This is a genomic window from Streptomyces violaceoruber, assembly GCF_033406955.1.
In the GTDB taxonomy this organism is placed as follows: Bacteria; Actinomycetota; Actinomycetes; order Streptomycetales; family Streptomycetaceae; genus Streptomyces; species Streptomyces violaceoruber.
In genome coordinates this window covers 6,179,344-6,203,877 of sequence record NZ_CP137734.1, presented here as the reverse complement: position 1 = coordinate 6,203,877, position 24,534 = coordinate 6,179,344, and the positions used below count along the sequence as shown (strand labels likewise).

General features: G+C 72.2%; 21 protein-coding genes, 1 pseudogene and 1 riboswitch. Of the genes and pseudogenes, 10 read left to right on the top strand and 12 right to left on the bottom strand.

Going from position 1 to position 24,534, the window contains the following annotated elements:
• Positions 1 to 194: 194 nt before the first annotated feature.
• Positions 195 to 1,991, top strand: a complete 1,797-nt coding sequence (locus tag R2E43_RS27705) for an AMP-dependent synthetase/ligase (protein ID WP_030869411.1) — start codon at positions 195 to 197, stop codon at positions 1,989 to 1,991.
• 87 nt (positions 1,992 to 2,078) lie between these two features.
• On the opposite strand, the gene R2E43_RS27700 is transcribed toward R2E43_RS27705, so the two are convergent.
• A complete protein-coding gene (locus R2E43_RS27700; RefSeq protein WP_030869415.1) occupies positions 2,079 to 3,251 on the bottom strand; it encodes a glycosyltransferase family 4 protein in 1,173 nt (390 codons plus the stop codon).
• A gap of 156 nt (positions 3,252 to 3,407) precedes the next feature.
• Between R2E43_RS27700 and R2E43_RS27695 the strand changes: the two genes are divergently transcribed.
• Positions 3,408 to 4,673, top strand: a complete 1,266-nt coding sequence (locus R2E43_RS27695; RefSeq protein ID WP_401693406.1) for a glycosyltransferase 87 family protein — start codon at positions 3,408 to 3,410, stop codon at positions 4,671 to 4,673.
• Between the two features lie 27 nt (positions 4,674 to 4,700).
• Here R2E43_RS27695 and R2E43_RS27690 read toward each other — a convergent pair whose 3' ends face one another.
• From R2E43_RS27690 to R2E43_RS27670, 5 genes are all read right to left on the bottom strand, one after another.
• Entirely contained in the window at positions 4,701 to 5,894 is a 1,194-nt protein-coding gene (locus R2E43_RS27690) for a hypothetical protein (RefSeq protein ID WP_191849156.1), read from the bottom strand.
• An 85-nt stretch (positions 5,895 to 5,979) separates the two neighbouring features.
• Positions 5,980 to 6,996, bottom strand: coding sequence for a C40 family peptidase (locus tag R2E43_RS27685; RefSeq protein ID WP_332056680.1), 1,017 nt, complete (start codon positions 6,994 to 6,996; stop codon positions 5,980 to 5,982).
• 235 nt (positions 6,997 to 7,231) lie between these two features.
• Entirely contained in the window at positions 7,232 to 8,275 is a 1,044-nt protein-coding gene (locus tag R2E43_RS27680; protein WP_003976679.1) for a C40 family peptidase, read from the bottom strand.
• 231 nt (positions 8,276 to 8,506) lie between these two features.
• A complete protein-coding gene (locus R2E43_RS27675) occupies positions 8,507 to 9,850 on the bottom strand; it encodes an NYN domain-containing protein (protein ID WP_030869428.1) in 1,344 nt (447 codons plus the stop codon).
• 62 nt (positions 9,851 to 9,912) lie between these two features.
• The gene (locus R2E43_RS27670) at positions 9,913 to 10,152 is read right to left on the bottom strand and encodes a hypothetical protein (protein WP_003976677.1); all 240 of its coding nucleotides are present in this window, start codon (positions 10,150 to 10,152) and stop codon (positions 9,913 to 9,915) included.
• A gap of 157 nt (positions 10,153 to 10,309) precedes the next feature.
• Here R2E43_RS27670 and R2E43_RS27665 point away from each other — a divergent pair, with 157 nt between their 5' ends.
• From R2E43_RS27665 to R2E43_RS27635, 7 genes and pseudogenes are all read left to right on the top strand, one after another.
• Positions 10,310 to 11,080 (top strand): rhomboid family intramembrane serine protease, encoded by a 771-nt coding sequence (locus R2E43_RS27665; RefSeq protein ID WP_011028161.1) that lies wholly within the window; start codon positions 10,310 to 10,312, stop codon positions 11,078 to 11,080.
• The gene (locus R2E43_RS27660) at positions 11,077 to 11,358 is read left to right on the top strand and encodes an Lrp/AsnC family transcriptional regulator (protein WP_003976675.1); all 282 of its coding nucleotides are present in this window, start codon (positions 11,077 to 11,079) and stop codon (positions 11,356 to 11,358) included. The genes R2E43_RS27665 and R2E43_RS27660 overlap by 4 nt, the downstream gene beginning before the upstream one ends.
• Before the next feature lie 149 nt (positions 11,359 to 11,507).
• Complete coding sequence (locus R2E43_RS27655; RefSeq protein ID WP_003976674.1) at positions 11,508 to 11,831, top strand: hypothetical protein; 324 nt, start codon at positions 11,508 to 11,510, stop codon at positions 11,829 to 11,831.
• A 58-nt stretch (positions 11,832 to 11,889) separates the two neighbouring features.
• Positions 11,890 to 13,254 (top strand): sensor histidine kinase, encoded by a 1,365-nt coding sequence (locus tag R2E43_RS27650; RefSeq protein ID WP_011028162.1) that lies wholly within the window; start codon positions 11,890 to 11,892, stop codon positions 13,252 to 13,254.
• The gene (locus R2E43_RS27645) at positions 13,251 to 13,916 is read left to right on the top strand and encodes a response regulator transcription factor (RefSeq protein ID WP_003976672.1); all 666 of its coding nucleotides are present in this window, start codon (positions 13,251 to 13,253) and stop codon (positions 13,914 to 13,916) included. The genes R2E43_RS27650 and R2E43_RS27645 overlap by 4 nt, the downstream gene beginning before the upstream one ends.
• Before the next feature lie 83 nt (positions 13,917 to 13,999).
• Positions 14,000 to 15,415 (top strand): SLC13 family permease, encoded by a 1,416-nt coding sequence (locus tag R2E43_RS27640; protein WP_332056679.1) that lies wholly within the window; start codon positions 14,000 to 14,002, stop codon positions 15,413 to 15,415.
• Positions 15,416 to 15,426: 11 nt separating this feature from the next.
• Positions 15,427 to 16,512, top strand: a pseudogene (locus R2E43_RS27635) (glycerate kinase); the annotation flags it as partial.
• Positions 16,513 to 16,601: 89 nt separating this feature from the next.
• On the opposite strand, the gene R2E43_RS27630 reads toward R2E43_RS27635, so the two are convergent.
• From R2E43_RS27630 to ctaE, 6 genes are all read right to left on the bottom strand, one after another.
• Positions 16,602 to 18,032: an aminotransferase class V-fold PLP-dependent enzyme gene (locus tag R2E43_RS27630; protein ID WP_136208128.1), complete on the bottom strand. Its 1,431-nt coding sequence runs from the start codon at positions 18,030 to 18,032 to the stop codon at positions 16,602 to 16,604.
• Positions 18,033 to 18,219: 187 nt separating this feature from the next.
• Positions 18,220 to 18,336, bottom strand: a riboswitch (SAM riboswitch).
• 92 nt (positions 18,337 to 18,428) lie between these two features.
• Entirely contained in the window at positions 18,429 to 19,493 is a 1,065-nt protein-coding gene (gene trpD, locus R2E43_RS27625) for an anthranilate phosphoribosyltransferase (RefSeq protein ID WP_003976668.1), read from the bottom strand.
• A 131-nt stretch (positions 19,494 to 19,624) separates the two neighbouring features.
• Positions 19,625 to 21,262: a cytochrome bc1 complex cytochrome b subunit gene (qcrB, locus tag R2E43_RS27620; protein WP_011028167.1), complete on the bottom strand. Its 1,638-nt coding sequence runs from the start codon at positions 21,260 to 21,262 to the stop codon at positions 19,625 to 19,627.
• Entirely contained in the window at positions 21,259 to 22,320 is a 1,062-nt protein-coding gene (qcrA, locus tag R2E43_RS27615; protein ID WP_003976666.1) for a cytochrome bc1 complex Rieske iron-sulfur subunit, read from the bottom strand. Before qcrA ends, qcrB begins: the two co-directional genes overlap by 4 nt.
• Complete coding sequence (gene qcrC, locus R2E43_RS27610; RefSeq protein WP_003976665.1) at positions 22,317 to 23,126, bottom strand: cytochrome bc1 complex diheme cytochrome c subunit; 810 nt, start codon at positions 23,124 to 23,126, stop codon at positions 22,317 to 22,319. The genes qcrA and qcrC overlap by 4 nt, the downstream gene beginning before the upstream one ends.
• Positions 23,127 to 23,200: 74 nt before the next feature.
• The gene (ctaE, locus tag R2E43_RS27605; protein ID WP_003976664.1) at positions 23,201 to 23,821 is read right to left on the bottom strand and encodes an aa3-type cytochrome oxidase subunit III; all 621 of its coding nucleotides are present in this window, start codon (positions 23,819 to 23,821) and stop codon (positions 23,201 to 23,203) included.
• A gap of 209 nt (positions 23,822 to 24,030) precedes the next feature.
• On the opposite strand from ctaE, the gene R2E43_RS27600 reads away from it, so the two are divergent.
• Positions 24,031 to 24,432 carry a response regulator gene (locus tag R2E43_RS27600; protein WP_121712748.1) on the top strand — a complete coding sequence of 134 codons (402 nt, stop codon included), beginning with the start codon at positions 24,031 to 24,033 and terminating at the stop codon, positions 24,430 to 24,432.
• Positions 24,433 to 24,534: the final 102 nt, after the last annotated feature.

The following is a 24,534-nucleotide window of genomic DNA, read 5'->3' as shown; positions in this document are numbered from 1 at the left end:
ACGCAGCGAACATCTCGCGGGGACCCCCTGTCGGAGAACGTATACCGGCGGGTAACGTCCGGGCAGTCCAGTCGTGCTCTGGATTTCAACATGTGAATCCCGCATGAGTCCTCCGGAGCCACAGCCCGAGCCTTGGACCGCACCGTCGCATCGCACAACGTCGTGGCGCCGGCGCCTTATGAGGAGCAGCAGTCTTGCGCGAGTTCAGCCTTCCGGCCTTGTACGAGGTCCCCACGGACGGAAACCTGACCGACATCGTCCGCAGAAACGCCGCGCAGCATCCCGATGTCGCCGTCATCGCCCGCAAGGTGGGAGGCGTCTGGCAGGACGTCACCGCGCGCGCCTTCCTCGCCGAGGTGCACTCCGCCGCCAAGGGGCTCATCGCCTCCGGTGTCCAGCCGGGCGACCGGGTCGGCCTGATGTCCCGCACGCGCTACGAGTGGACGCTGCTGGACTTCGCGATCTGGAGCGCGGGCGCGATCACCGTGCCGGTGTACGAGACCAGCTCGCCGGAGCAGGTGCAGTGGATCCTCGGCGACTCGGGCGCCACGGCGTGCGTGGTGGAGTCGGCCGGGCACGCCGCCGCCGTCGAGTCGGTGCGCGAGCAGCTGCCCGCCCTCAAGAACGTCTGGCAGATCGACGCCGGCGCCGTGGAGGAGCTGGGGCGGCTGGGCCAGGACGTCACGGACCGCACCGTCGAGGAGCGCGGCTCGATCGCGAAGGCGGACGACCCCGCGACCATCGTGTACACCTCCGGCACCACGGGCCGCCCCAAGGGCTGCGTCCTGACCCACCGCAGCTTCTTCGCGGAGTGCGGCAACGTGGTGGAACGACTGCGTCCGCTCTTCCGTACCGGTGAGTGCTCGGTCCTCCTCTTCCTGCCGCTCGCCCACGTCTTCGGCCGCCTGGTCCAGGTCGCGCCGATGATCGCGCCGATCAAGCTGGGCAACGTCCCCGACATCAAGAACCTCACCGACGAGCTGGCCGCCTTCCGGCCCACGCTGATCCTCGGCGTGCCCCGCGTCTTCGAGAAGGTGTACAACTCGGCGCGCGCCAAGGCCCAGGCGGACGGCAAGGGCAAGATCTTCGACAAGGCCGCCGACACCGCGATCGCGTACAGCAAGGCCCTGGACGCCCCGTCGGGCCCGTCCGTCGGCCTGAAGATCAAGCACAAGGTCTTCGACAAGCTCGTCTACAGCAAGCTCCGCACGGTCCTCGGCGGGCGCGGCGAGTACGCCATCTCCGGCGGCGCCCCGCTCGGCGAGCGGCTGGGTCACTTCTTCCGCGGCATCGGCTTCACGGTCCTGGAGGGCTACGGCCTGACCGAGTCCTGCGCGGCCACCGCCTTCAACCCCTGGGACCGGCAGAAGATCGGCACGGTGGGCCAGCCGCTGCCCGGCTCGGTGGTGCGTATCGCGGACGACGGCGAGGTGCTGCTGCACGGCGAGCACCTGTTCAAGGAGTACTGGAACAACCCGGGCGCGACCGCGGAGGCGCTGGCCGACGGCTGGTTCCACACCGGCGACATCGGCACCCTGGACGAGGACGGCTACCTGCGGATCACCGGCCGCAAGAAGGAGATCATCGTCACCGCCGGCGGCAAGAACGTCGCCCCGGCCGTCATGGAGGACCGCATCCGCGCGCACGCGCTGGTCGCGGAGTGCATGGTGGTCGGCGACGGGCGGCCCTTCGTGGGCGCGCTGGTCACCATCGACGAGGAGTTCCTCGGGCGCTGGTGCGCGGAGCACGGGAAGCCGGCCGGCTCGACGGCGGTGTCACTGCGGGAGGATCCGGAACTGCTCGCGGCGATCCAGGACGCGGTCGACGACGGGAACGCGGCGGTGTCCAAGGCGGAGTCGGTGCGGAAGTTCCGGGTGCTGGGGGCGCAGTTCACCGAGGACTCGGGGCATCTGACTCCGTCGTTGAAGCTGAAGCGGAATGTCGTCGCGAAGGACTATGCCGACGAGATCGAGGCGATCTACTCCAAGTAGGGGCGCCTTCCGGGGTGCCGGGTCCGGTTCGTCGGCGGCCCGACGTTGTCCGTGGCTTGTCGCGCCCGCGCGGCGGAGCCGCACATGTCACAGCCCCGCGCCCCTGGCGGAGCCGCCCTGCAGCAGCGTTCTCAAGTGCTCTGCCAGTAGGTCCCAGCGCCATTTCTCCTCCACCCAGGCCCTGCCCCGCTCGCCCATCCGGCGGCGCAGTTCCGGGTCTGCGAGGAGGGTGGTGATGCGGTCGGCGGACTCGTTCGGGTCCTCGCCCCGGACCACCCAGCCCGTCTCGCCGTCGAGTACCGCGTCGGGTGCGCCGCCCGAGTCGCCGGCGACGACGGGCAGGCCGGTCGCCGAGGCCTCCAGGTAGACGATGCCGAGGCCCTCCACGTCGAGGCCGCCCCGGCGGGTGCGGCAGGGCATGGCGAAGACGTCCCCGGCGCCGTAGTGCGCGGGCAGTTCGGACCAGGGCACGGCGCCGGTGAAGTGGACGGCGGCGGCGACGCCGGTCTCCTCGGCGAGGCGGCGCAGGTCCTTCTCGTAGGGGCCGCCGCCGACGATCAGCAGGACGGCGTCCGGCTCGGCGGCGAGGATGCGCGGCATCGCCCGGATCAGGGTGTCCTGACCCTTGCGCGGGACCAGGCGGGAGACGCAGACCACGACGGGGCGGTCGGTGAATCCGAGGCGGGCGCGCACCTCGTCGCCGCCGCTGGCCGGGTGGAAGGTCTTCTCGTCGACGCCGGGCGGCAGTTGCACCATCCGGGCGGCGGCCCCGGGGGTGAGCGCGCCCGCGATCCGGGAGCGCGTGTACTCGCCGAGGTAGGTGATCGTGTCCGTCGACTCCCCGATCCGGCGCAGCAGTTGCCGGGTGGCGGGCAGCTGGGCCCAGCCCGCCTCGTGGCCGTGGGTGGTGGCGACCAGCCGCTCGGCGCCCGCCCTCCGCAGGGCCGGGGCCATCAGGCCGAGGGGCGCGGCCGCCCCGAACCACACCGAGGTGCAGCCGTGCTCGCGCAGCAGGCCCACTGCCCGCCGGGTGGCGCCCGGCGTCGGCAGCAGCATCGTCGTGCGGTCCCGTACGACGGTGAAGGGCTGCTCGGCGTCGAAGGCGGCGGTGGCCTCGATGCCCTCGCGGCCGCGCTTCCAGGTGGAGGCGTAGACGACCAGCCGCTCGGGGTCCAGGCGCAGCGCCATGTTGTGCAGGAAGGCCTGGATGCCGCCCGGGCGGGGCGGGAAGTCGTTGGTCACGATCAAGGTCTTGCGCACGCCGCCGACCCTACCGAACCGGCCGCCGGGAGCCTGGCCCGGCCGCCTCCTGTGGCACGCCCACAGGGGTCCGGGTCATCATGGCCGCACCGGGGGACAAGCGGGTACGAGGCGGGGACAGGCAGGTGCGGGCGGGCACGGACGGGCAGGGAGCACGTGGAGACGAGGGACGCGGGGCGGTCACGGATGTGGCTGCCGACGGTCTGGGGCGCCACCCGGCTGGTGCTGCTGCTGTTCGTGCTGAAGGTGCTGGTCTTCCCCGGTCCGGACGTCACCGGCGACGTGTCCGTCATCTACCGGGACTGGGCCGACGTGCTGCGCACCGGAACGTTTCCGCTGAACGACGTCACCTGGCAGTACCCGCCGGCGGCGGCCTTCGCGGTCCTCTCCCCCGGCCTGCTGCCCTTCCTGGAGTACGCGACGGCCTTCTTCGTCCTCGCGTGGGTCACGGACGCCGCCGTCCTGGCACTGCTGTGGCACGCCGGCCGGGGGACGGGGCGGTCGCCGCGCGGGGCGTGGGTGTGGGTGGCGGGCGTACCGCTGCTCGGCCCCACGGTGTACGCCCGCTACGACGTGATGGTCACGGCCGTCGCGGTGGCCGCACTGCTCGCCGCCGGGCGGCATCCGCGCGTGGCGGGGGCCCTGGCGGCGGTCGGGGCGCTGCTGAAGGTGTGGCCGGCGCTGGTGCTCGTCGGGATGCGGGGGCGCGAGCCCTGGGTCGCCGCCGCGGTGAGCGGGGCCGGGCTGGCCGCGCTGTTCGCCGTGTCGATGCCCGGGGCGTTCGCGTTCCTGACGTTCCAGCGCGAGCGGGGCGTCGAGGTGGAGTCGCTGGGCTCGCTGGTCTTCCACGTCGCCCGGCACTTCGGCTGGGAGGGCGGGGTGCTGCTGAACTACGGCTCGATGGAGTTCCTGGGCCCGCACGTGGACACCGTGGGCACGGTCTCGCTGGGGCTGAGCGCGGTGGCGTTCGGCTGGCTGCTGCTGTGGCGGGTGCGGGCCTCGCGGTCGGCGTCCCACCGGTTCGCGGCGCACACGGCGGCGGACGCGGCCTTCGTGGCGGTGCTGATGTTCACGGTGACCAGCCGGGTGATCAGCCCGCAGTACCTGGTGTGGCTGGTGGGCCTCGGCGCGGTCTGCCGGTGCTTCCGGGCGAGCCGGATGCGGGTGCCGGTCGCCCTGGTGCTGGCGGCGACCCCGCTGACGGCGCTGGAGTTCCCGCTCCTGTTCGCGGACGTGGTGGCGAGCACCCCCTTCGGCATCACGCTCCTGTCCGTCCGCAACGGTCTGCTGGTGGCCGCCACGCTCCTCGCCGCCCGCGCGCTGTGGCGGGGCACGGTGCGCGGCGGGACCCCGGCCCCGGCCGGACAGCCCGCCCCCCTCACCCGAGCCGCACCCGCGGACACACCCACCGGCGCGCCCTGAAGCCCTCCGGCGGCGAGCCCGCGCGGCTCATCCGAGCCGGGTCCGCAGGTACGACCGCCAGCGGGCCGTGAAGTCGTCCGGTGTCGTTCCGAGCACCTCGTGCAGCGCGGCTTCCACCGCGCCCGCGCGGTCGTCGTGGGTGCCCACGGAGCGGTAGAACGCGTCCAGCCGGTCCTCGCCCCACTGCTCGGCGATCATCCGGCAGGCCAGCCAGCCGCCCTCGTAGGCGCGGGCCAGTGCCTCAGCGTCGGCGGTGAAGCCGAAGTCCTCGTCGGTCGGCAGCCGGGCGGGCGCCCGGCCCTCGGCGACCGCGCCGGCCAGTTCGGGGGCGGCCTGGGCGGCGGTGCGTCCGCTGCCGCGGTAGCCGACCCAGTCGGCGTAGCCCTCGGAGAGCCACAGCGGGGTGGCGGAGGTGGTGTCGGCGCGGGTGGCGACGTGGGTCGTCTCGTGGGTGAGCACGACCTGCTTGCCCAGGCTGCCCAGCAGGCCGTACGCGTCGGGGTTGACGATGATCCGGTCCGCGGGGGCGTGTTCCCGGCCGCCCGTCTCCCCGGTGGTGACCGCGGCGATGCCCCGGTAGGACGAGGCGGGCGAGCCGAGCAGGCCCGCCATGCCCTCCAGCGACCGGGGGACGACCACGACCACCCGGCGGGACCAGTCGCCGTCCCAGGCGTCCGAGACGGCCGGCACCGCGCGGTCGGCCAGGTCGGCGAAGCGGCGCAGGGCGGTGGTGGACTGCCCGACGCCGAGGACGAGGCTGTGCGTGCCGCGCACGACCCGGACCGCGCCCTGGTCCCAGGGCTGCTGGCCGGACTCCTTGGCGGGGCGGTCGGAGTCGACGGTCCAGGTCCCGGCCGTGCCGTCCCGGCTCAGCCGCACGGTGCGGCCCGCGGAGACGGGGCCCCGGTCGTAGCCCCGGACGCGGTAGCGCAGCTCGACGTCGGCGGTGGCGGTGTCGCCGCTGCGCTCCACGCCCCGTACCCGGTAGGACCAGGCGGCGAGCGGGATCGCGCTCAGGTTGCCGAAGCCGGTGGCGGTGCCGGTGCGCGCGTAGGCGGCCGCGTCGTGGGCGAGGACGGCAGCGGCCCGCCGGTCGAGCACCCGCTGGACGTCGGTCGAGGACGGGTCGGTCGCGGTCCGGCCGCCGCAGCCCACGAGCGCGACCAGCAGCAGGCACAGCGCCACCACCGAGAACCCCGACACCCGCCTTCGACCAGCCACGTTCCCGATCGTACGGGCGCCGGGCCGCGGAAGGCAGCGGGCGATGCGGACGCGGCGGAGGCGGCGGGCCGAAGGGGCCGGGGAGTCACACCCTGGTGATCGAGGAGATCGGCATCATGCCGACCGGGTCGTAACGCACCGGCGCGCCGGGGTAGGGCGCGTGGATCACCTGGCCGTTGCCGGCGTACATGCCGATGTGGCTGGCGTCGTCGCGGTAGGCGACCAGGTCGCCGGGGCGGGCCTCGGCCAGGGACACGTGCCGCCCGGCGCCGGTCTGCGCCTGGGAGGTGCGCGGGATGCCCACTCCGGCCTGCGCGTAGGACCACTGGGTCAGGCCCGAGCAGTCGAAGCCGGAGGGGCCGTTGGCGCCCCAGACGTAGGGCTTGCCGAGGGCGGAGCGGGCGGCGGCGAAGGCGGCTCCGGCCCGGCCGGAGGCGGGCGCGGCGGCACCGGCGAGGGCGGTCAGGTCCTCGCGGCCGGAGCGGGATCCCCGCTGGTAGGCGGTGCGTTCGTCGTCCGGCAGGGCGGCGAGCAGCGCGCGGGCCTTGGCCAGCTTGCGCTCCACGGTCTTCTTGTGGGCGGCCACGGCCTTGCGGCCCCGCTCCAGCTCGGTGAGTTTGCGGGCCGCCTCGGCACGGTCCTGGGCGAGGTCGCGCATCGCCTGCTGGAGTTCCCTCAGCTCACCCGCCTGGCGGGTGGTGATCCGGTCGAGCACGGAAGCCCGGTCGAGGTAGTCGTCCGGTTCGGCGGAGAGCAGCAGCGCCAGCGACGGGTCGATGCCGCCGGAGCGGTACTGCGCACCGGCCAGCGAACCGAGCGCGTCCCGCATGGTGTTGACGCGTTCCTGCTGCCGGGCGATGGACTCCTGAGCGGTGGTGACCTCCTCGCGCAGCGCGTCGGTGCGCGCGTCGGCCTTGTTGTAGGCCTCGGTCGCCTGCTCCGCCTCGGTGTGGAGCCGGTCCACCTCCGCCCGCCGGTCGTCGTGCGGGGCGGCCGTGGCCGGTACGGCGCCCAGCAGTGCGGCGACCACGGAGAGCAGGCCGACGGCGGCGGTGGAGCCACGGTCGAACCCGGATGGTGCAAGGCGGCGATGGGACCCCACGGGAAGCCGCACTCCTTCCGCTGGCGGACGGGGAAACGCGGCAGACAGTAACCCTCCGGCGGGGCACCGGCCAACGACCTCCGGCGCCGCGCAACACGACGCCCCGCCGCTGACGCAGGTCACCGGCGGGGCGGGGGTCACAGGGCCCGGACGTGATTCGCCCGAACGGGCGGCACGGCGGGGGTGACTTCGGGTGGCGCGGGTCGTCCGGGCCGACCCCGGACGCGGGGCACGGTCAGACCCGTACGCCGAACATGAACGGACCGCCGATGGTGCTCATCGACTCGTAGCGGACGTTCGTGCCGGTGCGCGGCGCGTGCAGGACCTGGCCGTTGCCGGCGTAGAGGCCGACGTGGTGCAGGTCACTGAAGAAGAAGACGAGGTCGCCGACCTGCAGCTGGCTCGACGACGAGATGCGCGTGCCGTAGTTGGCCTGCGCCTGGGAGGTGCGCGGGATGCCGACGCCGGCCTGCGCGTAGGCCCAGGAGGTCAGGCCGGAGCAGTCGAAGGAGGACGGGCCGGTGGCGCCGTAGACGTAGGGCGTGCCTATCTTGCCCTGGGCGGCGGCGAAGGCCGCCCCCGCACGGCCGGAGGCGGGGGTGGACTTGCCGCCGGTGAGGACCTGGCGCTCGCTGGCGCGGTTGGAGCGCTGCTCGTCCTGCTGGAGGGCGGCCTTCTCCTGCGCGGTGAGCGTGTTGAGCAGCTTCTGCGCGGAGGAGAGCTTGCCCTGGACTTCCTTCTTCTTCTTGCCCAGCTCGGTGCGGGTGGCGGAGAGGTCCTTGAGCTTCTCGGAGGCCTCGGAGCGCTGCTGCGCGAGGTCGCGCTGCTTGACCTGGATCTTCTTCAGCGCCTCGACCTGCTGACCGCTCAGCTGGTCGAGGGTGGAGGCCTTGTCCAGGTAGTTGTCCGGATCGGCGGACAGGAAGAGCTGGAGGGAGGGGTCGATGCCGCCGGAGCGGTACTGGGCGCTGGCCATCGAACCGAGGCCGTCGCGCAGCTCGTTGAGCTCCTCCTGGCCGCGGGCGACGTTGTCCTGGATGGTGGAGATCTCCTTCTGGAGCTTCTCCTGCTTCTCCTTGGCGCCGTTGTACTTCTCGGTGGCCTGCTCGGCCTCCTCGTAGAGCTTGTCGACCTTGGCCTTGACCTCGTCCTTGCTCGGCTTCTCGCTCGGGGCGGCGTTGGCGGCCTGGGAGCTGAGAACGACAGCGGCGGCGGCAGCGGTGGTGAGCACGGTCACGCGCGTGCGGCTCGGCTGCTTGGGACGACGGTGGGACGCCACGGAGACGAGCTCCTTCTTGAGAGGGATCACCCGTTCGAGGGTTCGAAGGGTGACCCTAGTGACCCACTCGTGATCAGTTCAAATCCTCCGCCGAAAAATCACGGTTACGCACCGCGTTTTCCGCCACAACTCACCTGCAGTGACGCCTTCCTGACACCACGTTGCGTGACGGTTCCGTCAATTCGGGCATAGGGTGCCTACGTTGCGGTTGGTACGGAAGTGAGTGAGGGGCTAGGAAAGCCGCTTGAGGAGCACCACGGACGCCACCGGGCGTGCGCCCGCGCGCGCCACTCCGTCGGCGACCTCGCGGTCGGTGGAGACGACGATGACCGGACGGCCCGGCGGCTCGGCCCGCACCAGCTGGCGGATCAGCTCGTCGGCGGTGACACCCGGCTTGGAGAACAGCACCCGCACCCCGCGCGGCGGCGCGAGCAGCACCGGCGCGACGAGTTCGGCCCCGTCGAAGACACAGGTCATCTCGGCGCCGGTCTGCGCGGCGAGCTGGGAGAGCTGGCCGAGCAGCCTGAGCCGCTGCTTCTCCAGGGGCATCTGCGGATAGCCGGTCTTGGTCACGTTGTAGCCGTCGACGACCAGATGCGCCTGGGGCAGCGCCAGCAACTGGTCGAGGATCGCCGGGTCGTTCTCGGACAGGGCCCGGTTGGCGATGTCCTTCGGCGTCATCCGGCCGGGCTCGACCGCGTCCACGGTCTCGGCGGGCCGCACGGACACCGGGGGCAGCGCCAGCTCGCGGCGCAGCCCCTGGGTGGCGTCGAGGAGGGTGTCAAGCAGCAGCCGTACGCGCATGTCCTCGACGCTGCGCCCCTCGCGGGCGGCCCTGCGGGTGGCCTCCAGGGCCGCCTCGGCCTCCCCCAGGCGGGCCTTGAGCCGCCGGGTCTCGCTCTCGGCCGCGGACACCTGGGTCTGCCCCTCGGCCCGTACGGCGTCCAGCTCGGCCTGGACCTTGCGCAGCGCCGCCTCGCCGCGCTTGACGTCGCTGAGGGCGGAGCGCAGCTTGCGGTGCAGCGACTCGGTCTCCCGCTTCGCCGCGTCCAGCTCGCCGCGCAGCCGCTCGGTCTCGGTCCTGGTGTGCTCCCGGGCCCGGGACAGCTCCTCGTGCAGCCGCTCCAGCTCCGCGCGGCTCTCCTCGTCGGCGCGCTCGGCGTCCGCGCGCTGCGCCTCCTCACCGGCGGCGGTGACCAGCTTCACCCAGCCGTGCGGGCGCAGTACGTAGGCCGCGGCGGCCACGTCCAGCGGGTCGGCGGCCGGCAGCGCGGACCCGGCGTCCAGCGCGTCCGCCAGCTCGGACTGGGCGTCGCGGAACTTCTCGCCGATGCGCTGGCGGAAGAGCGGGTCGGTCTCCACCGCGGTGGCCATGGCGTTGCCGGCGAACTTGATCCGGCGGTTCGGGGCGAACCTGGCGTACTGCCTCAGCTGTGCGGGCAGCTCGCCGAGGGTGAGCGAGCCGAAGCCGTCGGACACGATCTGCACGACCCGGCGGCGCACGCCGTCGGGCAGCGGGCGGTCGAGCACCTCAGCGGCGCCGTCGCCCGGCCCCCCGCCGTGTGTCTCCACCATCCGTCACCCCAATGTCTCAGGGCGATCCCGGGCCGGAATCGCCTGGTGCGGGGCCGCTTCCCTCAGGAGGCGGCACCCGGCCTGTCCACGAGTTCCACCTGGTCCACGGCGTTGCACCAGCGGCACCGCACCGACTCGACGGTCTCACTGAGCACCTCGCGCTCCTCGACCGTCGGCTCGCCGGCCAGGTCGAGGTGGACGTACTCGACGACCTTCGAGGCCCGGGTCACGTCGAAGCGGGTGAGGTTGCCGCAGAGGGTGCAGCGCCACCGCGTCGTGTCGGTCGGCAGGGGAACCGTCATCGTGGCTGTTCACTCTCTTCCAGTGTCGGTGACGCGCCGGGCTCCCCCCGGTGCGTGTGGCACGTAACCCTACGGCCTGGCGGGTACCCGACGCCCGCGTGTCCACGGCGGCGAGGCGCTATGAGCCCTCGCGCCCGTTACGTCATGCTCTGTGTCCATGATCCGCAACTGGAGCACGGCGGTCCGCAGAACGGTCACGGCGGTCGGCGGGCTGGTCACGGCCCGCCCGTCCCGGCGCCGGACGGCGCCCGTGACGTACACGCTGATCACGCTGTGCTGTCTGCTGTTCCTGATCAGCCCGGCGGCGGGCCTGAATCCGGTGTACGGCACCGGGGAGGAGGTGCTGGCGGCGCAGCGCGCCTACTTCCGGCGCTGGGGCGTGATCCCCGCAGAACTGTTCGAGGACTCCCCCGGGTCGGCGCTCACCCCGGCCACGGCGCTGTTCGTCCACGGCAGCTGGGTGCACCTGCTGGGCAACATGCTCTTCCTCTACGTCTTCGGCGCCATGACCGAGGAGCGGATGGGCCGGCTCCAGTTCGCCCTGTTCTACCTCGGCTGCGGCTACCTGGCCCTGGTGGGCTACGCGGGCGCCAACGCCCACTCCCAGGAGTCCCTGGTCGGCGCCTCGGGGGCGATCTCCGCCGTCCTCGGCGCGTTCCTGTTCCTCTTCCCGCGGGCCCGCGTGACCAGCCTGCTGCCCTTCCTCTTCTTCCTGCCGCTGCGCTTCCCGGCCTGGGTCGTGCTGCCGTTCTGGGTTTCCCTTCAGTGGCTGGCCGCCGGGCGGGCCGGTGACGGGCCGGGGGTGGCGTACCTGGCGCACCTGGTGGGCTTCGGCCTGGGCTTCGCCTTCGCCTGGGTGCGGTTCGGACGTACGACTAGAGTTGGTGGCGTTCCAGTGGCGGCGCCCGAGGGAGAGAACCAGCCGTGATCAGCGCGATCGTCCTCATCAAGACCAGCGTGGACCGCATTCCCGAGATCGCGGAGCAGATCGCCGCGCTGGAGAGCGTCAGCGAGGTCTTCTCCGTCACCGGCACCTACGACCTGATCGCCATGGTGCGGGTGAGCCGGCACGAGGACCTGGCCGACGTCATCCCCGGCCGGATCAGCAAGATCCCGGGCGTGGAGGGCACCGACACCCACGTGGCCTTCCGCACCTACTCCCAGCACGACCTGGAAGCGGCGTTCGCCATCGGCCTGGACAACTGAGACACCGCGAGTCGGACGCGCCCCCAAAGGGGCGCGGGGAACTGCGCGACCAGCCACAGCGGACCCGCAGCAGTCCGACGACGGGCAGATGAAGCCTTCTTCATCCAGAACTCATCGGAACCGCCGGGTACCGGACCCACCATCGCGGCATGGTCTTCTCCCGCCGCATGGCGGCCCTCGCGGCCGTCGTCCTGATCCCCCTCGGCATCGCCGCGACCAGCTTCGCCCTGACCGACAGCCCGCAGGAGCCCAAGGTCCCGGCCAAGGTGGAGCTGGAGAGCGGCTCCCCCACCCCGGCGCCGACCTCCTCCTCGCCCGAGCCGACACCCAGCGACCAGGTGGTGACGCGGCCGCCGGTCACCGACGGCCCTTCGGATGACGACGATGACGACGACCGGGGCGGCCGGGACGCCGGAGAGTCCGCGGACTCCGCGGACGACGCGGCCGGGGACGACGGGCCCGGCGACGGGTGAGCGCGAGCGCCGCCGGATCTCGGCCCGGGTCCGCATCCTGCTGTGGCTGCTGCTCGTGATGGCGGTCGCGCTGGCCTCGGTGGCGGCCACCACCCGCTCGATCCTGCTGCGCGACACCGACCAGCGGATCAACGGCCTGCTCGCGCAGGAGGCGGGCGAGTTCGCCAACTTCGAGGAGCAGGGCTTCGATCCGGAGACGGGCCGTCCGTTCACCGACCCGGGCCGGCTGCTGCGGGTGTTCCTGGAGCGGCAGTACGCCGACCTGGACGAGGAACTGGTCGGCCTGGTCGGCGAGGTGGGCAGCCGGCCCACGCAGATCATCCAGCAGCGGGAGATCCCGGTCGGCCGGCCCCTGCACGAGGACGCCGACGCCCGGCGCCGCATCTACGCCTCCCCGGACTCCACCGGCACCCTGGAGCGGCCGGAGGGCGAGATCCGCTGGGCCAAGGTCACCGTGGCCCGCTACGGCGGCGAACCGGCGGCCGCCTTCGTGGTCGCCTTCCACCCGGGGCGCGAACAGGCGCGCGCGGACGAGGTGTTCCGCGTCCTGCTCGCCATCTCCGGCGTCGCCCTGCTGATGACGACCGGCATCGCCTGGGTGGTGGCGGGCCGCATCCTGAAACCGGTGCGGCTGGTGCGCACGACCGCCGCCCAGCTCACCGAGCAGGACCTGACCCGGCGCATCCCGGTGCACGGCCACGACGACGTGGCGGCCCTCGCCGAGACGTTCAACGCCATGCTGGACCGGCTGGAGCGCGCCTTCGCCACCCAGCGCAGGTTCGTCGACGACGCGGGGCACGAACTGCGCACCCCGATCACCATCGTGCGCGGCCATCTGGAGCTGATGGGCGACGATCCGGCCGAGCGCGAGGAGACCGTCCGCCTCGTCACCGACGAACTGGACCGGATGAGCCGCATCGTCGAGGACCTGCTGCTGCTCGCCAAGGCCGAACGCCCCGACTTCGTCACCCCCGAGCCGGTGCAGCTCGCCGAACTCACCGCCGACGTCTTCGTCAAGGCCCGCACCCTGGGCGAGCGGGAGTGGGTGCTGGACGGGGTCGCCGACCGGGAGGTCCACCTCGATCCCCAGCGCATCACCCAGGCGATGGTGCAGCTCGCGCAGAACGCCGTGCAGCACACCACGGCGGGCCAGCGGGTCCGCATAGGGTCCCGCGCCGACGGTTGGCGGATCGAGCTGTACGTCGCCGACTCGGGACCCGGCGTCCAGCCGCAGGACGCCGAGGTGATCTTCGAGCGGTTCCGGCGCGGCACGGCCCGGCGCGGGGTGCGCGGCACGGGCGCGGGGCTCGGGCTGTCGATCGTGCGGGCGATCGCCGAGGGCCACGGCGGCCGGGTCGACCTGCGCACCACCGCCGGCGGCGGCGCCACCTTCGTACTCACCCTGGAAGAGGCACGACCATGAACCGCATCCTCATCGTCGAGGACGAGGAACGCATCGCCTCCTTCGTCCAGAAGGGCCTGCGCGCCAACGGCTTCACCACCACCGCGGTCGCCGACGGCGACGCCGCCTACGAGTACGCCCTCACCGGCGGCTTCGACCTCGTCGTCCTGGACATCGGACTGCCCGGCCGGGACGGCTTCACGGTCCTGCGCGAGCTGCGCGAGGCCCGGGTGACGACCCCGGTGATCGTGCTGACCGCACGGGACTCGGTACGGGACACGGTGGCCGGCCTGGAGGGCGGCGCCGACGACTGGATGACCAAGCCGTTCCGCTTCGAGGAGCTGCTCGCCCGGGTCCGGCTGCGCCTGCGGACGGCGGCCAGGGCGCCGGAGGTGACGGTGCTGAGGTCGGGGCCGCTCAGCCTCGACCTGCGCACCCGCCGCGCCCGGTCCGAGGGCCGCACGGTGGACCTGACGGCGCGTGAGTTCGTGCTCCTGGAGCTGTTCCTGCGCCACCCGGGGCAGGTACTGTCCCGCGAGCAGATCCTGTCGCACGTGTGGGGCTACGACTTCGACCCGGGCTCCAACATCGTGGACGTCTACGTGCGGGCCCTGCGCAAGAAGCTCGGCGCGCGGCAGGTGGAGACCGTGCGCGGGATGGGGTACCGGCTGCCGACCTGGTGAGGCCCGCGTCCGGCGCGCCCCGGTGAAGTTTCCTTCATGTGACCCTCATTGAGGGCTCACCGCGCCCGTGGACGCTCGAGGGCGTGACGTTGAACCTCCGCCTCGCGGCGGCCCTGTGCGCGGCGCTGTCCCTGTGCGCCGTGCTGGCGGTCCCCGCCAACTTCCCCGCCCTGGGCGGCGACGCGCGCCTGACCCTCGCCGTGTTCGCGCTGGCCACCTGTGCCTGGATCGGTACGCCGATCGACGACACGTACATCGCGCTGGGCGCCGGGCTCGCGCTGACCGCGACCGGTGTCATCAGCAGCGACACCCTGTTCGGCACCCTCGGTGAGGACACGGTGTGGCTGCTGATCTGCGCCTTCGTGCTGGCCGCCGCGGTCGCCAGGACCGGGCTCGCGGGGCGGGCGGCGGCGTTCCTGGTGGGCGGGGCGCGCACGGTGCGGCAGCTGGTGCACCTGACGACGGCCGCGCTGGTCGTCACGGCCTTCGCGATGCCGGCCACCTCCGGCCGGGCGGCGCTGGCGCTGCCGGTGTTCCTCGCCCTCGCCAAGGTGCTCGCCGACCGGAAGCGACTGGTCGTGATGCTGGCGCTGCTGTTCCCGACCGTGATCCTGCTGTCGGCGGTGGCGACCCTGATCGGAGCCGGTGCGCATCTGATCACGGTGTCGGTGCTGTGGGAGGCGACCGGGGACCGGATCGGGTTCACCCAGTGGCTGCTGCTCGGCCTGCCGCTGGCGGTCGCCTCCTCCCACCTCGCCGCCGAGACGGTCCTGCTGACGACCACGCGGCGCGCGGACCGCGCGGGCCCGGTCCGCATCACCGCCGAGGAGATACAGCGGCACAGCGAGAGCCCGGTCACCGGCCCCTGGACGCAGGCCGAGAAGCGCTGCGCGCTGCTGCTGGCCACGGTGGTGGCCCTGTGGTGCAGCGAGCCCCTGCACCGGGTCTCCCCCGCAGTGGTGGCGCTGATCGGCGCGGTCGTCGCCTCCTCCCCCGCGCTGGGCACCGTACGGCTCAAGGACGCGCTGAAGACCGTGCCGTGGTCCCTGCTGCTGTTCATGGCGGCGACGATGGCGATGGGCGTCGCGCTGGCCGACTCCGGTGCGGCGGGATGGCTGGTGTCGGGCCTGCCCGCGGACGTCGCCCCGGCCGTCTTCCTCGGCGTGGTGGTCGCGGTGAGCACGACGGCCCACCTGGTCCTCCAGTCCCGTTCCGCCCGCTCCTCGGTGCTGGTCCCGCTGGTGATCGCCGCGGCCGTCGGCGCCGGGGTCAACCCGGTCGCCGCCGCGCTCGCCTCGACGGCGGCGGCCGGGTTCTGCCACACGCTCCCGGCCTCCGCCAAGCCGGTCACGCTCTTCTCCGACGTGCCCGGCGTCCCCACCTACACCCCGCGCGACCTGCTGCGGCTGTCCGCCGTGCTGGCGCCGCTGACCGCCCTGCTCGTGCTGTTCTTCGCCGCCGCGGTCTGGCCGCTGCTCGGCGTGCCCGTGACCCGCTGAAGGAGCCCACCATGTCTCATCCGTCCCCCGTGCTGAACCGAGTGGTCGTGGCCCCCAGCGGATTCAAGGAGTCCCTGTCCGCCCGCGCCGCCGCCGACGCCATCGCGGCGGGCGTCCGCCGGGTGCTGCCGGACGCCGAGATCGACCGGATCCCGCTCGTGGACGGCGGCGAGGGCACCGCCGTCGCGCTGGCGTCGGCGACCGGCGGGCGGCTGGTGGCGCTGGCCGCCACCGGTCCGGTCGGCGACCGGGTCGGCACCCACTTCGCGCTGCTCGGCACCGGGGACACGGCGGTGGTGGAGATGGCGGCCGTCGCGGGCCTGTCCCTGGTCCCCCGCGCTCTGCGTGACCCCGGCGCCACCACCACGTACGGCGTCGGCGAGCTGATCCGCGCCGCTCTCGGCACCGGGGTGCGGCGCGTGCTGGTCGGCTGCGGCGACTCGGGGACGTCCGACGGGGGCGCGGGCGCGCTCCAGGCGCTCGGGGCCCGGCTGCTGGACGCGGACGGCTTCGAACTCGGCCCCGGCGGACGGGAGCTGGACCGCCTCGTCCGCATCGATCCGTCCGGTCTCGACGCCCGGCTGAAGGACACCGAGCTGCTCGTCGCCTGCAACCCGTACAACGTGCTGTGCGGCGAACGGGGCGTGGCCCGGGTGTTCGGCCCGCAGAAGGGGGCGACGCCCGCGCAGGTCGAGGAGTTGTCGGCCGGGCTGGAGAACTGGGCGCGCGTCCTCACCCGCGACCTCGGCGTCGTCGGCACCGACCTGCGGACGGGGTCCGGCACCGGCGCCTCCGGCGGTCTCGGCGCGGGGCTCGCCGCCGTCGGGGCCCGGCTGCTGCCCCGCTTCGACGTGCTCCTCGGCCACCTCGACCTGGACGCCCGGCTCGCCCGGGCCGACCTGGTGCTCACCGCCGAGGGCGCCCTGGACCACCAGACGCCGCGCGGCAAGGTCCCGGCCGAGGTGGCCCGGCGCGCCAAGCTCTCCGGCAGGCCCGTCCTCGCCCTGGCGGGCACCCTCGGCGAGGGCGCGCACGACGTGCCGGGGGTGGACGCCTGCCACGGGATCATGCCGGCGCCGATGGCCCTGGCGGACGCGTTGCTGCGCGCCTCCGAGCTCCTCACGGACGCCACGGAACGGGCGCTGCGGATGGTGCTGCTGGGGGCCCGGTTGCCGGCCGGAACGGCTCAGGCGGCGGTGCCGGTCACCGGTGCCGTCCCGCGGGACGCCGGGTCGCCGGACGCGTGGTCGCCGGACGCCGTGTCGCCGGACGCCGGGTCGGGCACGCAGCGGCCGTCCTCGGTGCGGTAGTTCCAGCGGGCGCCGTCGCTCACCAGCTCCCGGACGGCGCTCACGAACCGCTCCACGTGCTCGTCCGGGGTGCCCGCGCCGAAGCTGACGCGGATGGCGTTGAGGGACTTCTCGCCGGGTGCCGCCTCGGGCGCGCCGCACTCGCCCTGCGTCTGCGGGTCGCTGCCGAGCAGGGTGCGCACCAGCGGGTGGGCGCAGAACAGGCCGTCGCGCACGCCGATGCCGTACTCGGCGGAGAGCGCGGCGGCGAAGTGCGAGCTGTTCCAGCCCTCGACGACGAAGGAGAGCACCCCGACGCGCGGCGCGTCGTCGCCGAAGAGGGACAGGACGCGCACCTCGGGCACCTCGGCGAGGCCCTCGCGCACCTTCCGGATCAGGTACTCCTCGCGGGCGACCAGCGAGTCGAATCCGGCCTCGGTGAGCGCCTTGCAGGCGGCGGCGATCGCGTAGGCGCCGATGACGTTGGGCGACCCGGCCTCGTGCCGGGCGGCGCTGTCGTGCCACCGCACGTCCACGCCGCCGTCCGCGCGCCGGGAGACGCTGCGGCTGGCGCCGCCGCCGGCCAGGTACGGCTCCGCCTCGCGCAGCCAGTCGGCGCGGCCGGCCAGCACGCCGGAGCCGAAGGGCGCGTACAGCTTGTGCCCGGAGAAGGCGACCCAGTCCACGTCCAGGTCGCGCACGCTCACCGGGTGGTGCGGGGCGAGCTGGGCGGCGTCCAGCACGATCCGGGCACCGTGCGCGTGCGCGGCGGCGGCCAGCTCCCGCACCGGCCACAGCTCGCCGGTGACGTTGGAGGCGCCGGTGACGCAGACCAGGGCGGGCCCGTACGGCTCGCGGGCGGCGAGGGCCCGCTCCAGGGTCTCGACGGCCTCGGCGGGGGTGCGCGGGGCGTCCAGGTAGGTCACGTCCGCAGCCCGCCAGGGCAGCAGCGAGGCGTGGTGCTCGGTCTCGAAGACGAAGACCCGGCAGTGGGCGGGCAGCGCGGCGGCGAGCAGGTTCAGGGAGTCGGTGGTGGACCGGGTGAAGACGACCTGGTCGTCGTCCCGGCAGCCGAGGAACCCGGCGACGGTCCCGCGGGCGTTCTCGAACAGGTCGGTCGACAGCTGCGAGAGGTACCCGGCGCCCCGGTGGACGCTGCCGTAGTACGGGGCGTAGGCGGCCACGTCGTCCCAGACCCGCTGGAGCGCGGGCGCGCTGGCGGCGTAGTCGAGCGCGGCGTAGGCGACCTGACCGCCGGTGACGAGCGGCACGGTGACGTCCCGGCCGAGGACGGGCAGCGGGGTGGCGACAGCGGTGGGTACGGACATGGCGGACTCCCGTGAGGACCAGCGCGCGGCAGGGCGCTGTGAAAGAGAAGAAAAGGGGTGTGCGGAGGCGGGGCTCTGCGGCCAAGGGCCTGTCCTACGGACCGGCCCTATCGCATTCGCTGGTTCACGGGAGACTCCCTCGGACGACCCAGGACCCCTGGACCCACACTCTTGGAAGCGTGCGAGGGGTCCGCGCTTGCCGTGGACCTTGCTGTCCACGACCTGGTCTTCACCCGGGGCACCCCGCCACGGACGGAGGGTTGCCGGACAGTCGGCCGGGGCCTCATGACTGTCACTCATGACCTGTCGAAAAACCTAGGGGAAATGATCGGCGTCCCGCAACCCGGGTCCGGATCGCGGGACGCACGTCACATGTACTGCCTGCCGTACTGCCGCTCAGGCGTTGCTGACGGCCACCCAGCGCTCCAGCACCCGCCGGGCCGCCCCGGAGTCGATCGCCTCGGCCGCCCGGTCCATCCCGGCCCGCAGCCGCTCGGCCAGCGCCCCCTCGCCGGGCTCCAGGGCCTCCAGGGCCGCCGCCGAGTTCAGCAGGACCGCGTCCCGCACCGGACCCTTCTCGCCGGCCAGCAGGCGGCGGGCGACGTCGGCGTTGTAGGAGGCGTCGGCCCCGCGCAGCGCCTCGACCGGCACCAGCTCGATGCCGACGTCGCGCGGGTCGAAGGTCTCCTCGGTCACCCGGCCGTCGCGCACGACCCAGACCCGGGAGGTGGAGGTCGTGGTCAGCTCGTCGAGTCCGTCGTCGCCGCGGAAGACCAGGGACGAGTGGCCGCGCTCGGCGAAGACACCGGCGACGATCGGCGCCATCCGGGCGTGGGCGACCCCGACCGCCTGGGCCTTCACCCGGGCGGGGTTGGTCAGCGGACCCAGGAAGTTGAACACCGTACGGATGCCGAGCTGACCGCGGGCCGTCGCCACGTGGCGCAGCGCCGGGTGGAACTTCACGGCGAAGCAGAAGGTGATGCCGGCTTCCTCGGCGACCTCCGCCACCCGCTGCGGCGTCAGCTCCAGGTTGACCCCGAGCTTCTCCAGGACGTCGGAGGCCCCGGACGCCGAGGAGGCGGCCCGGTTGCCGTGCTTGACGACCTTCGCCCCCGTGCCGGCCAGGACGATCGCCGACATGGTGGAGATGTTGACCGTCTTGGCGCCGTCGCCGCCGGTGCCGACGATGTCGACGGTCTTCCCCGGCACCTCGATCACGTTGGCGTGTTCGTACATGGTGCGGACCAGTCCGGAGATCTCCTCGACCGTCTCCCCCTTGAACCGCAGGCCCACCGCGAACCCGGCGATCTGCACGTCGGTCGCCTCGCCGCGCATGATCACGTCCAGCGCCCAGGCGGTGTCGTCCGCGCTCAGGTCGCGGCCGTCCAGCAGTCCGTTCAGCAGGGCGGGCCAGGAGCGGTCCGCCGTGGTGTCGCCTCCAGCGGGGGTCACAGCGCTCATAGCCGCTCCTGAATCGTGTGGGTCGTCGACGGGGATCGTGCTCCCACCCTATCCAGCCCCGGACACGGCGAAGGGCCCCGTCCGCAGAACGGAACGGGGCCCTTCGACCGTGGTGTGGCGACGCTGGAGGGTCAGTGGTGGCCGTGGCCGCTCGTGATCTCCTTGTACTCCTCGACGGTCGGCTTCGGAATCTGCGACTCCTCGCCGTAGTACGACTCGCTGAGCTTGGCACGGAGCTTCTGCGTGCCGCTCACCTTGCGCTCGACGCCGTTCTCGTCGACCGTCGGGCCGATCTCCGCCGGCTGGTACTGCTCGTGCGCCGTGAGCGTGTGCAGCTGCTCCTGGCTGAGCGGCTCGTGCACCTCGATGAACTCACCGTGCGGCAGGCGCTTGATGATGCCGGACTCGCGTCCGTGCAGCACCTTGTCCTTGTCCCGGCGCTGGAGGCCGAGGCAGATCCGCTTGGTGGCGATGAAGGCGACGACCGGTCCGACGAAGAACGCGATGCGGACGAACCAGGTGATCGCGTTGATCGACAGGTGGAAGTGGGTGGCCCACAGGTCGTTGCCGCCACCGATCAGCAGCACGAAGTAGACGGTCAGCCAGGCGACACCGAAGGCCGTACGGGTCGGGGCGTTGCGCGGGCGGTCCAGGATGTGGTGCTCGCGCTTGTCGCCGGTGACCCAGGACTCGATGAACGGGTAGACCGCGATCGCCGCCAGGACCAGCGGGAAGATCAGCAGCGGGACGAACACGCCCAGGACGAGTGTGTGACCCCAGGCGTTGATCTCCCAGCCGGGCATCACCCGGATCAGGCCCTCGGAGAAGCCCATGTACCAGTCCGGCTGGGCGCCGGTGGAGACCTGGTCGGGCCGGTAGGGCCCGATGGCCCAGATCGGGTTGATCGTGGCGATGGCCGACACGACGGAGATCACACCGAAGACCAGGAAGAAGAAGCCTCCGGCCTTCGCCGTGTACACCGGCAGCAGCGGCATGCCGACGACGTTCTTGTTGGTCTTGCCGGGACCCGCGAACTGCGTGTGCTTGTGGTAGAAGACCAGGATCAGGTGGCCCACCAGCAGCCCGAGCATGATGCCCGGCAGCAGCAGGATGTGGATCGAGTAGAACCGGGACACGAAGTCGTGGCCGGGGAACTCGCCGCCGAACAGGAAGAACGAGATGTACGTGCCGACGATCGGCACGGACAGGATCGCGCCCTCCATGAAGCGGATACCGGTGCCCGAGAGCAGGTCGTCCGGGAGCGAGTAACCGGTGAAGCCGGTGAACATGCCGAGGACGAGCAGCAGGAAGCCGAACAGCCAGTTGACCTCGCGCGGCTTGCGGAACGCGCCGGTGAAGAAGACGCGCATCATGTGCACGAACATGCCGGCCAGGAAGATCAGCGCGGCCCAGTGGTGGATCTGCCGGATCAGCAGACCGCCGCGGACGTCGAAGCTGATGTCCAGAGTGGAGGCGTAGGCCTCACTCATCATCTGGCCCTGCAGCGGCACGTACGAGCCGTGGTACTCGACCTCGGCCATCGACGGGTGGAAGAACAGCGTCAGGTACACACCCGTGAGGATGATGATGATGAAGCTGTAGAGGCAGACCTCACCCAGCATGAACGACCAGTGGTCGGGGAAGATCTTGCGCATGTTGGCCTTGGCCAGGGAGTAGATCCCCAGCCGGCCGTCGGCCCAGTCGGCGACGCGCTCGCCGGCCGGTGCCTTCCCGCGCGAGCGGGACGGTTCGTTTGCTGCAGTACTCATCCGCGCTCCCAGTAAGCAGGACCGACGGGCTCCTCGAAGTCGCCGAGCGCTTCGAGGTAACCCTCGTCGTTCACGCCGATGCGCAGCTGCGGCAGGGCGTGACCGGCGGGACCGAAGATGACCCGGGCACCGTCGGCAAGGTCGAAGGTGGACTGGTGGCAGGGGCAGAGCGCGTGGTGCGTCTGCTGCTCGTACAGGGAGATCGGGCAACCGACGTGGGTGCAGATCTTCGAGTACGCCACGATGCCCTCGTGCGACCACTCGAGCTCGCGCTTGTCCTTGATGGAGTCCGGCTCCAGCCGGATGATCATCAGGGCGGCCTTGGCGATCTCGTTCTGGAAGTCCTCGTCGTGCTCCTCCAGGCCCTCGGGCATGGCGAAGGTGAGCGAGCCCACCGCGACGTCGGAGGGACGCAGCGGCTCGTTGGTGTTCATGTTGACGAGGAGCTTGCCCTTGGACCACAGGGTGTGGCGGAGCTTGGTCCCGGGCAGCGGACCGAGGTCGCGCAGCAGGACGACGCCGGAGAGCGGCACCAGGGTGAGCGCGCCCAGCATCGTGTTGCGGATCAGCTTGCGGCGCCCGATCACGGACTCCTTGGCACCCTGCTTGAAGTCCGCGTGGACCTTGGCACGGACCTCGGGGGACGCCTCGATCGGGTGACGCTCGTCGGCGACCTCCTCGTCGGACATCAGGGTGCGGGCCCAGTGGACCGCGCCCGCGCCGATGGCGAACAGCGCGACGCCGAGCGTCATGCCGAGCGCGAAGTTCAGCGCACTGATGTGACCGAGCGGGAAGATGTAGACCGACTTATCGACGTCGATCGCCACGAAGGCGGCGATGAAGGCGATGGTGGCCAGCATCGACAGCGTGAACAGCAGGGCGACCGTGCGCTCGGACCGCTTGGCGGCCCGCTCGTCGACGTCCTGGACCCGCGGCTCGTGGGGCGGCAGACCCGGGTCGGCGAACGGGTTGGTCTCGTCCGCGGGCCGGGCGGCCGCGCCGTGCGGGCGGTCCTGCTCTGCCGGCAGGTTCTCTTCTGGAATGTCTTGGCTACTCATGACTTCTTGGCCTTTGCGGTCCGAGCGGCGACCCAGACGGCGACGGCGATCAGCGCGCCCAGTCCGAACACCCAGGCGAACAGACCCTCACTGACCGGGCCGAGTCCGCCGAGGCTGAGACCACCGGGGCTCTCGGTGTCGTCACCGTTGACCGCGTCCAGGTAGGCGATGATGTCCTTCTTGTTCTGCTCCGACAGCGTGGTGTCGGGGAAGGAGGGCATGTTCTGCGGGCCGGTCTGCATGGCCTCGTAGATGTGCTTCGGGTCGACACCCTCGAGGCTCGGCGCGTACTTGCCGTGCGTCAGGGCGCCGCCCTTGCCGGTGAAGTTGTGGCACTGCGCGCAGTTGGTGCGGAACAGCTCACCACCCTTGGCGATGTCCGCGCCCTCGGGGCCGTACTTCTCCTCCGAGGGGATCGCCGGACCGGCGCCCAGCGACGCGATGTACGCCGCGAGCTGGTCGATCTCCGCCTGGGAGTAGATGACCTTCTTCTTCGGGACCTGCGCGCCGGGCTGCTGGGCCGGCATGCGGCCGGTGCCCACCTGGAAGTCGACGGCCGCGGCGCCTACGCCGACCAGGCTCGGACCGTCACTGGTGCCCTGCCCTCCGGTGCCGTGGCAACTGGCACAGCCGACGGCGTAGAGCTTCTTGCCCTCGTCGATGGCGAGGGACTGGGCGGATTCATCGGCCTGCGCCTTGCTCGCGGGTGCGAACGCGGCGTACAGCCCCCCTGTGCATGCCAGCGCGAGGAGTAGGACGACGAGGGCCGCCAGCGGATGGCGTCGTCGTGCGGAGAGCTTTTTCACGGATTACCCCGGTGTCAGGATCTTCTGCGTCGATGCTGTCGATGCTTCTGGTGTTGCGCGGGTGCGCGCCGCGACTACTTGATCAGGTAGATCGTGGCGAACAGGCCGATCCAGACGACATCGACGAAGTGCCAGTAGTAGGACACGACGATGGCGGCGGTCGCCTGCTCGTGGGTGAACCTCCGGGCCGCGTAGGTGCGGCCGAGGACCAGCAGGAAGGCGATCAGTCCGCCCGTCACGTGCAGTCCGTGGAAGCCGGTGGTCAGGTAGAACGCCGAGCCGTACGGGTCGGACGAGAGCGAGATGCCCTCGTGCTTGACCAGCTCGGTGTACTCGAACACCTGACCGCCGATGAAGATCGCACCCATCACGAAGGTGACGATGAACCACATCCGGAGCTTCTTCACGTCACCGCGCTCGGCCGCGAACACGCCGAGCTGACAGGTGAGGGAGGAGAGCACCAGGATCGTGGTGTTCGTCGCGGAGAACGGGATGTTCAGCGCGTCGGCCTTCTCGGACCAGAAGTCCGGGCCGGTCACCGATCGCAGGGTGAAGTACATCGCGAAGAGGGCCGCGAAGAACATCAGCTCGGAACTCAACCAGATGATGGTTCCGACGCTGGTGAGGTTCGGCCGGTTGACCGACGGGTGCGCGTGCCCGGTTTCTACTGTCGTTGCTGTCGCCACGACCGACATTATGTCGGTCGCTTATCCCGCCCTCACCCCGGGGGGTGCCGTTCGGTGTGTTCCCCCTGCTTGTACGGCCCGGATGGCCCATCGAACGGCCCGTCGGAGGCCTGTCGAAGGCCTGTCCGAACCAGTGCTGACGGGACGTTCGAGGGAGTAGCATCCGCCCCAACGGGCTACGACAGCCTTCACCGGTCTCACCGCGTATCGGAGGAAGCATGCAGGCGACCGCCACGGTGCTGGTCTACAGCGACGACTCCAACACCCGCGAACAGGTGCGGCTCGCGACCGGCCGCCGGCCGGCTCCGGACGTGCCCGTGGTCGAGTTCGTGGAGTGCGCCACCCCGGCCGCCGTGCTCAAGGAGCTGGACCGGGGCGGGATCGACGTCTGCGTCCTGGACGGCGAGGCCGTGCCCATGGGCGGCATGGGCATGTGCCGCCAGATCAAGGACGAGGTCTTCCAGTGCCCGCCGGTGCTGCTGCTCATCGCCCGGCCGCAGGACGCGTGGCTGGCCACGTGGAGCCGCGCGGAGGCGGCTGTGACGCTGCCGGTGGAGCCGGTGGAGTTCGCGTCCGCGCTGGCCGCGCTGCTGCGGGAGAAGCGGCTGCAGAGCGCCTGAGAGCTCGGCTCTCGACGTCGTTCGGCGGCTGCCGGCCGGTGGGGGTTGCTCGCGCTCACGCGGCGGAGCCGCACATCGGTGCGGCCCCGCGCCCCTTTCGGG

Coding starts and splice junctions, on each gene's coding strand:
- R2E43_RS27675 (WP_030869428.1), bottom strand. CDS start 9,850: ATGGTGGAGACACACGGCGGGGGGCCGGGCGACGGCGCCGCTGAGGTG.
- R2E43_RS27670 (WP_003976677.1), bottom strand. CDS start 10,152: ATGACGGTTCCCCTGCCGACCGACACGACGCGGTGGCGCTGCACCCTC.
- R2E43_RS27665 (WP_011028161.1), top strand. CDS start 10,310: ATGATCCGCAACTGGAGCACGGCGGTCCGCAGAACGGTCACGGCGGTC.
- R2E43_RS27655 (WP_003976674.1), top strand. CDS start 11,508: ATGGTCTTCTCCCGCCGCATGGCGGCCCTCGCGGCCGTCGTCCTGATC.
- R2E43_RS27650 (WP_011028162.1), top strand. CDS start 11,890: ATGGCGGTCGCGCTGGCCTCGGTGGCGGCCACCACCCGCTCGATCCTG.
- R2E43_RS27645 (WP_003976672.1), top strand. CDS start 13,251: ATGAACCGCATCCTCATCGTCGAGGACGAGGAACGCATCGCCTCCTTC.
- R2E43_RS27630 (WP_136208128.1), bottom strand. CDS start 18,032: ATGTCCGTACCCACCGCTGTCGCCACCCCGCTGCCCGTCCTCGGCCGG.
- trpD (WP_003976668.1), bottom strand. CDS start 19,493: ATGAGCGCTGTGACCCCCGCTGGAGGCGACACCACGGCGGACCGCTCC.
- qcrB (WP_011028167.1), bottom strand. CDS start 21,262: ATGAGTACTGCAGCAAACGAACCGTCCCGCTCGCGCGGGAAGGCACCG.
- qcrA (WP_003976666.1), bottom strand. CDS start 22,320: ATGAGTAGCCAAGACATTCCAGAAGAGAACCTGCCGGCAGAGCAGGAC.
- ctaE (WP_003976664.1), bottom strand. CDS start 23,821: ATGTCGGTCGTGGCGACAGCAACGACAGTAGAAACCGGGCACGCGCAC.
- R2E43_RS27600 (WP_121712748.1), top strand. CDS start 24,031: ATGCAGGCGACCGCCACGGTGCTGGTCTACAGCGACGACTCCAACACC.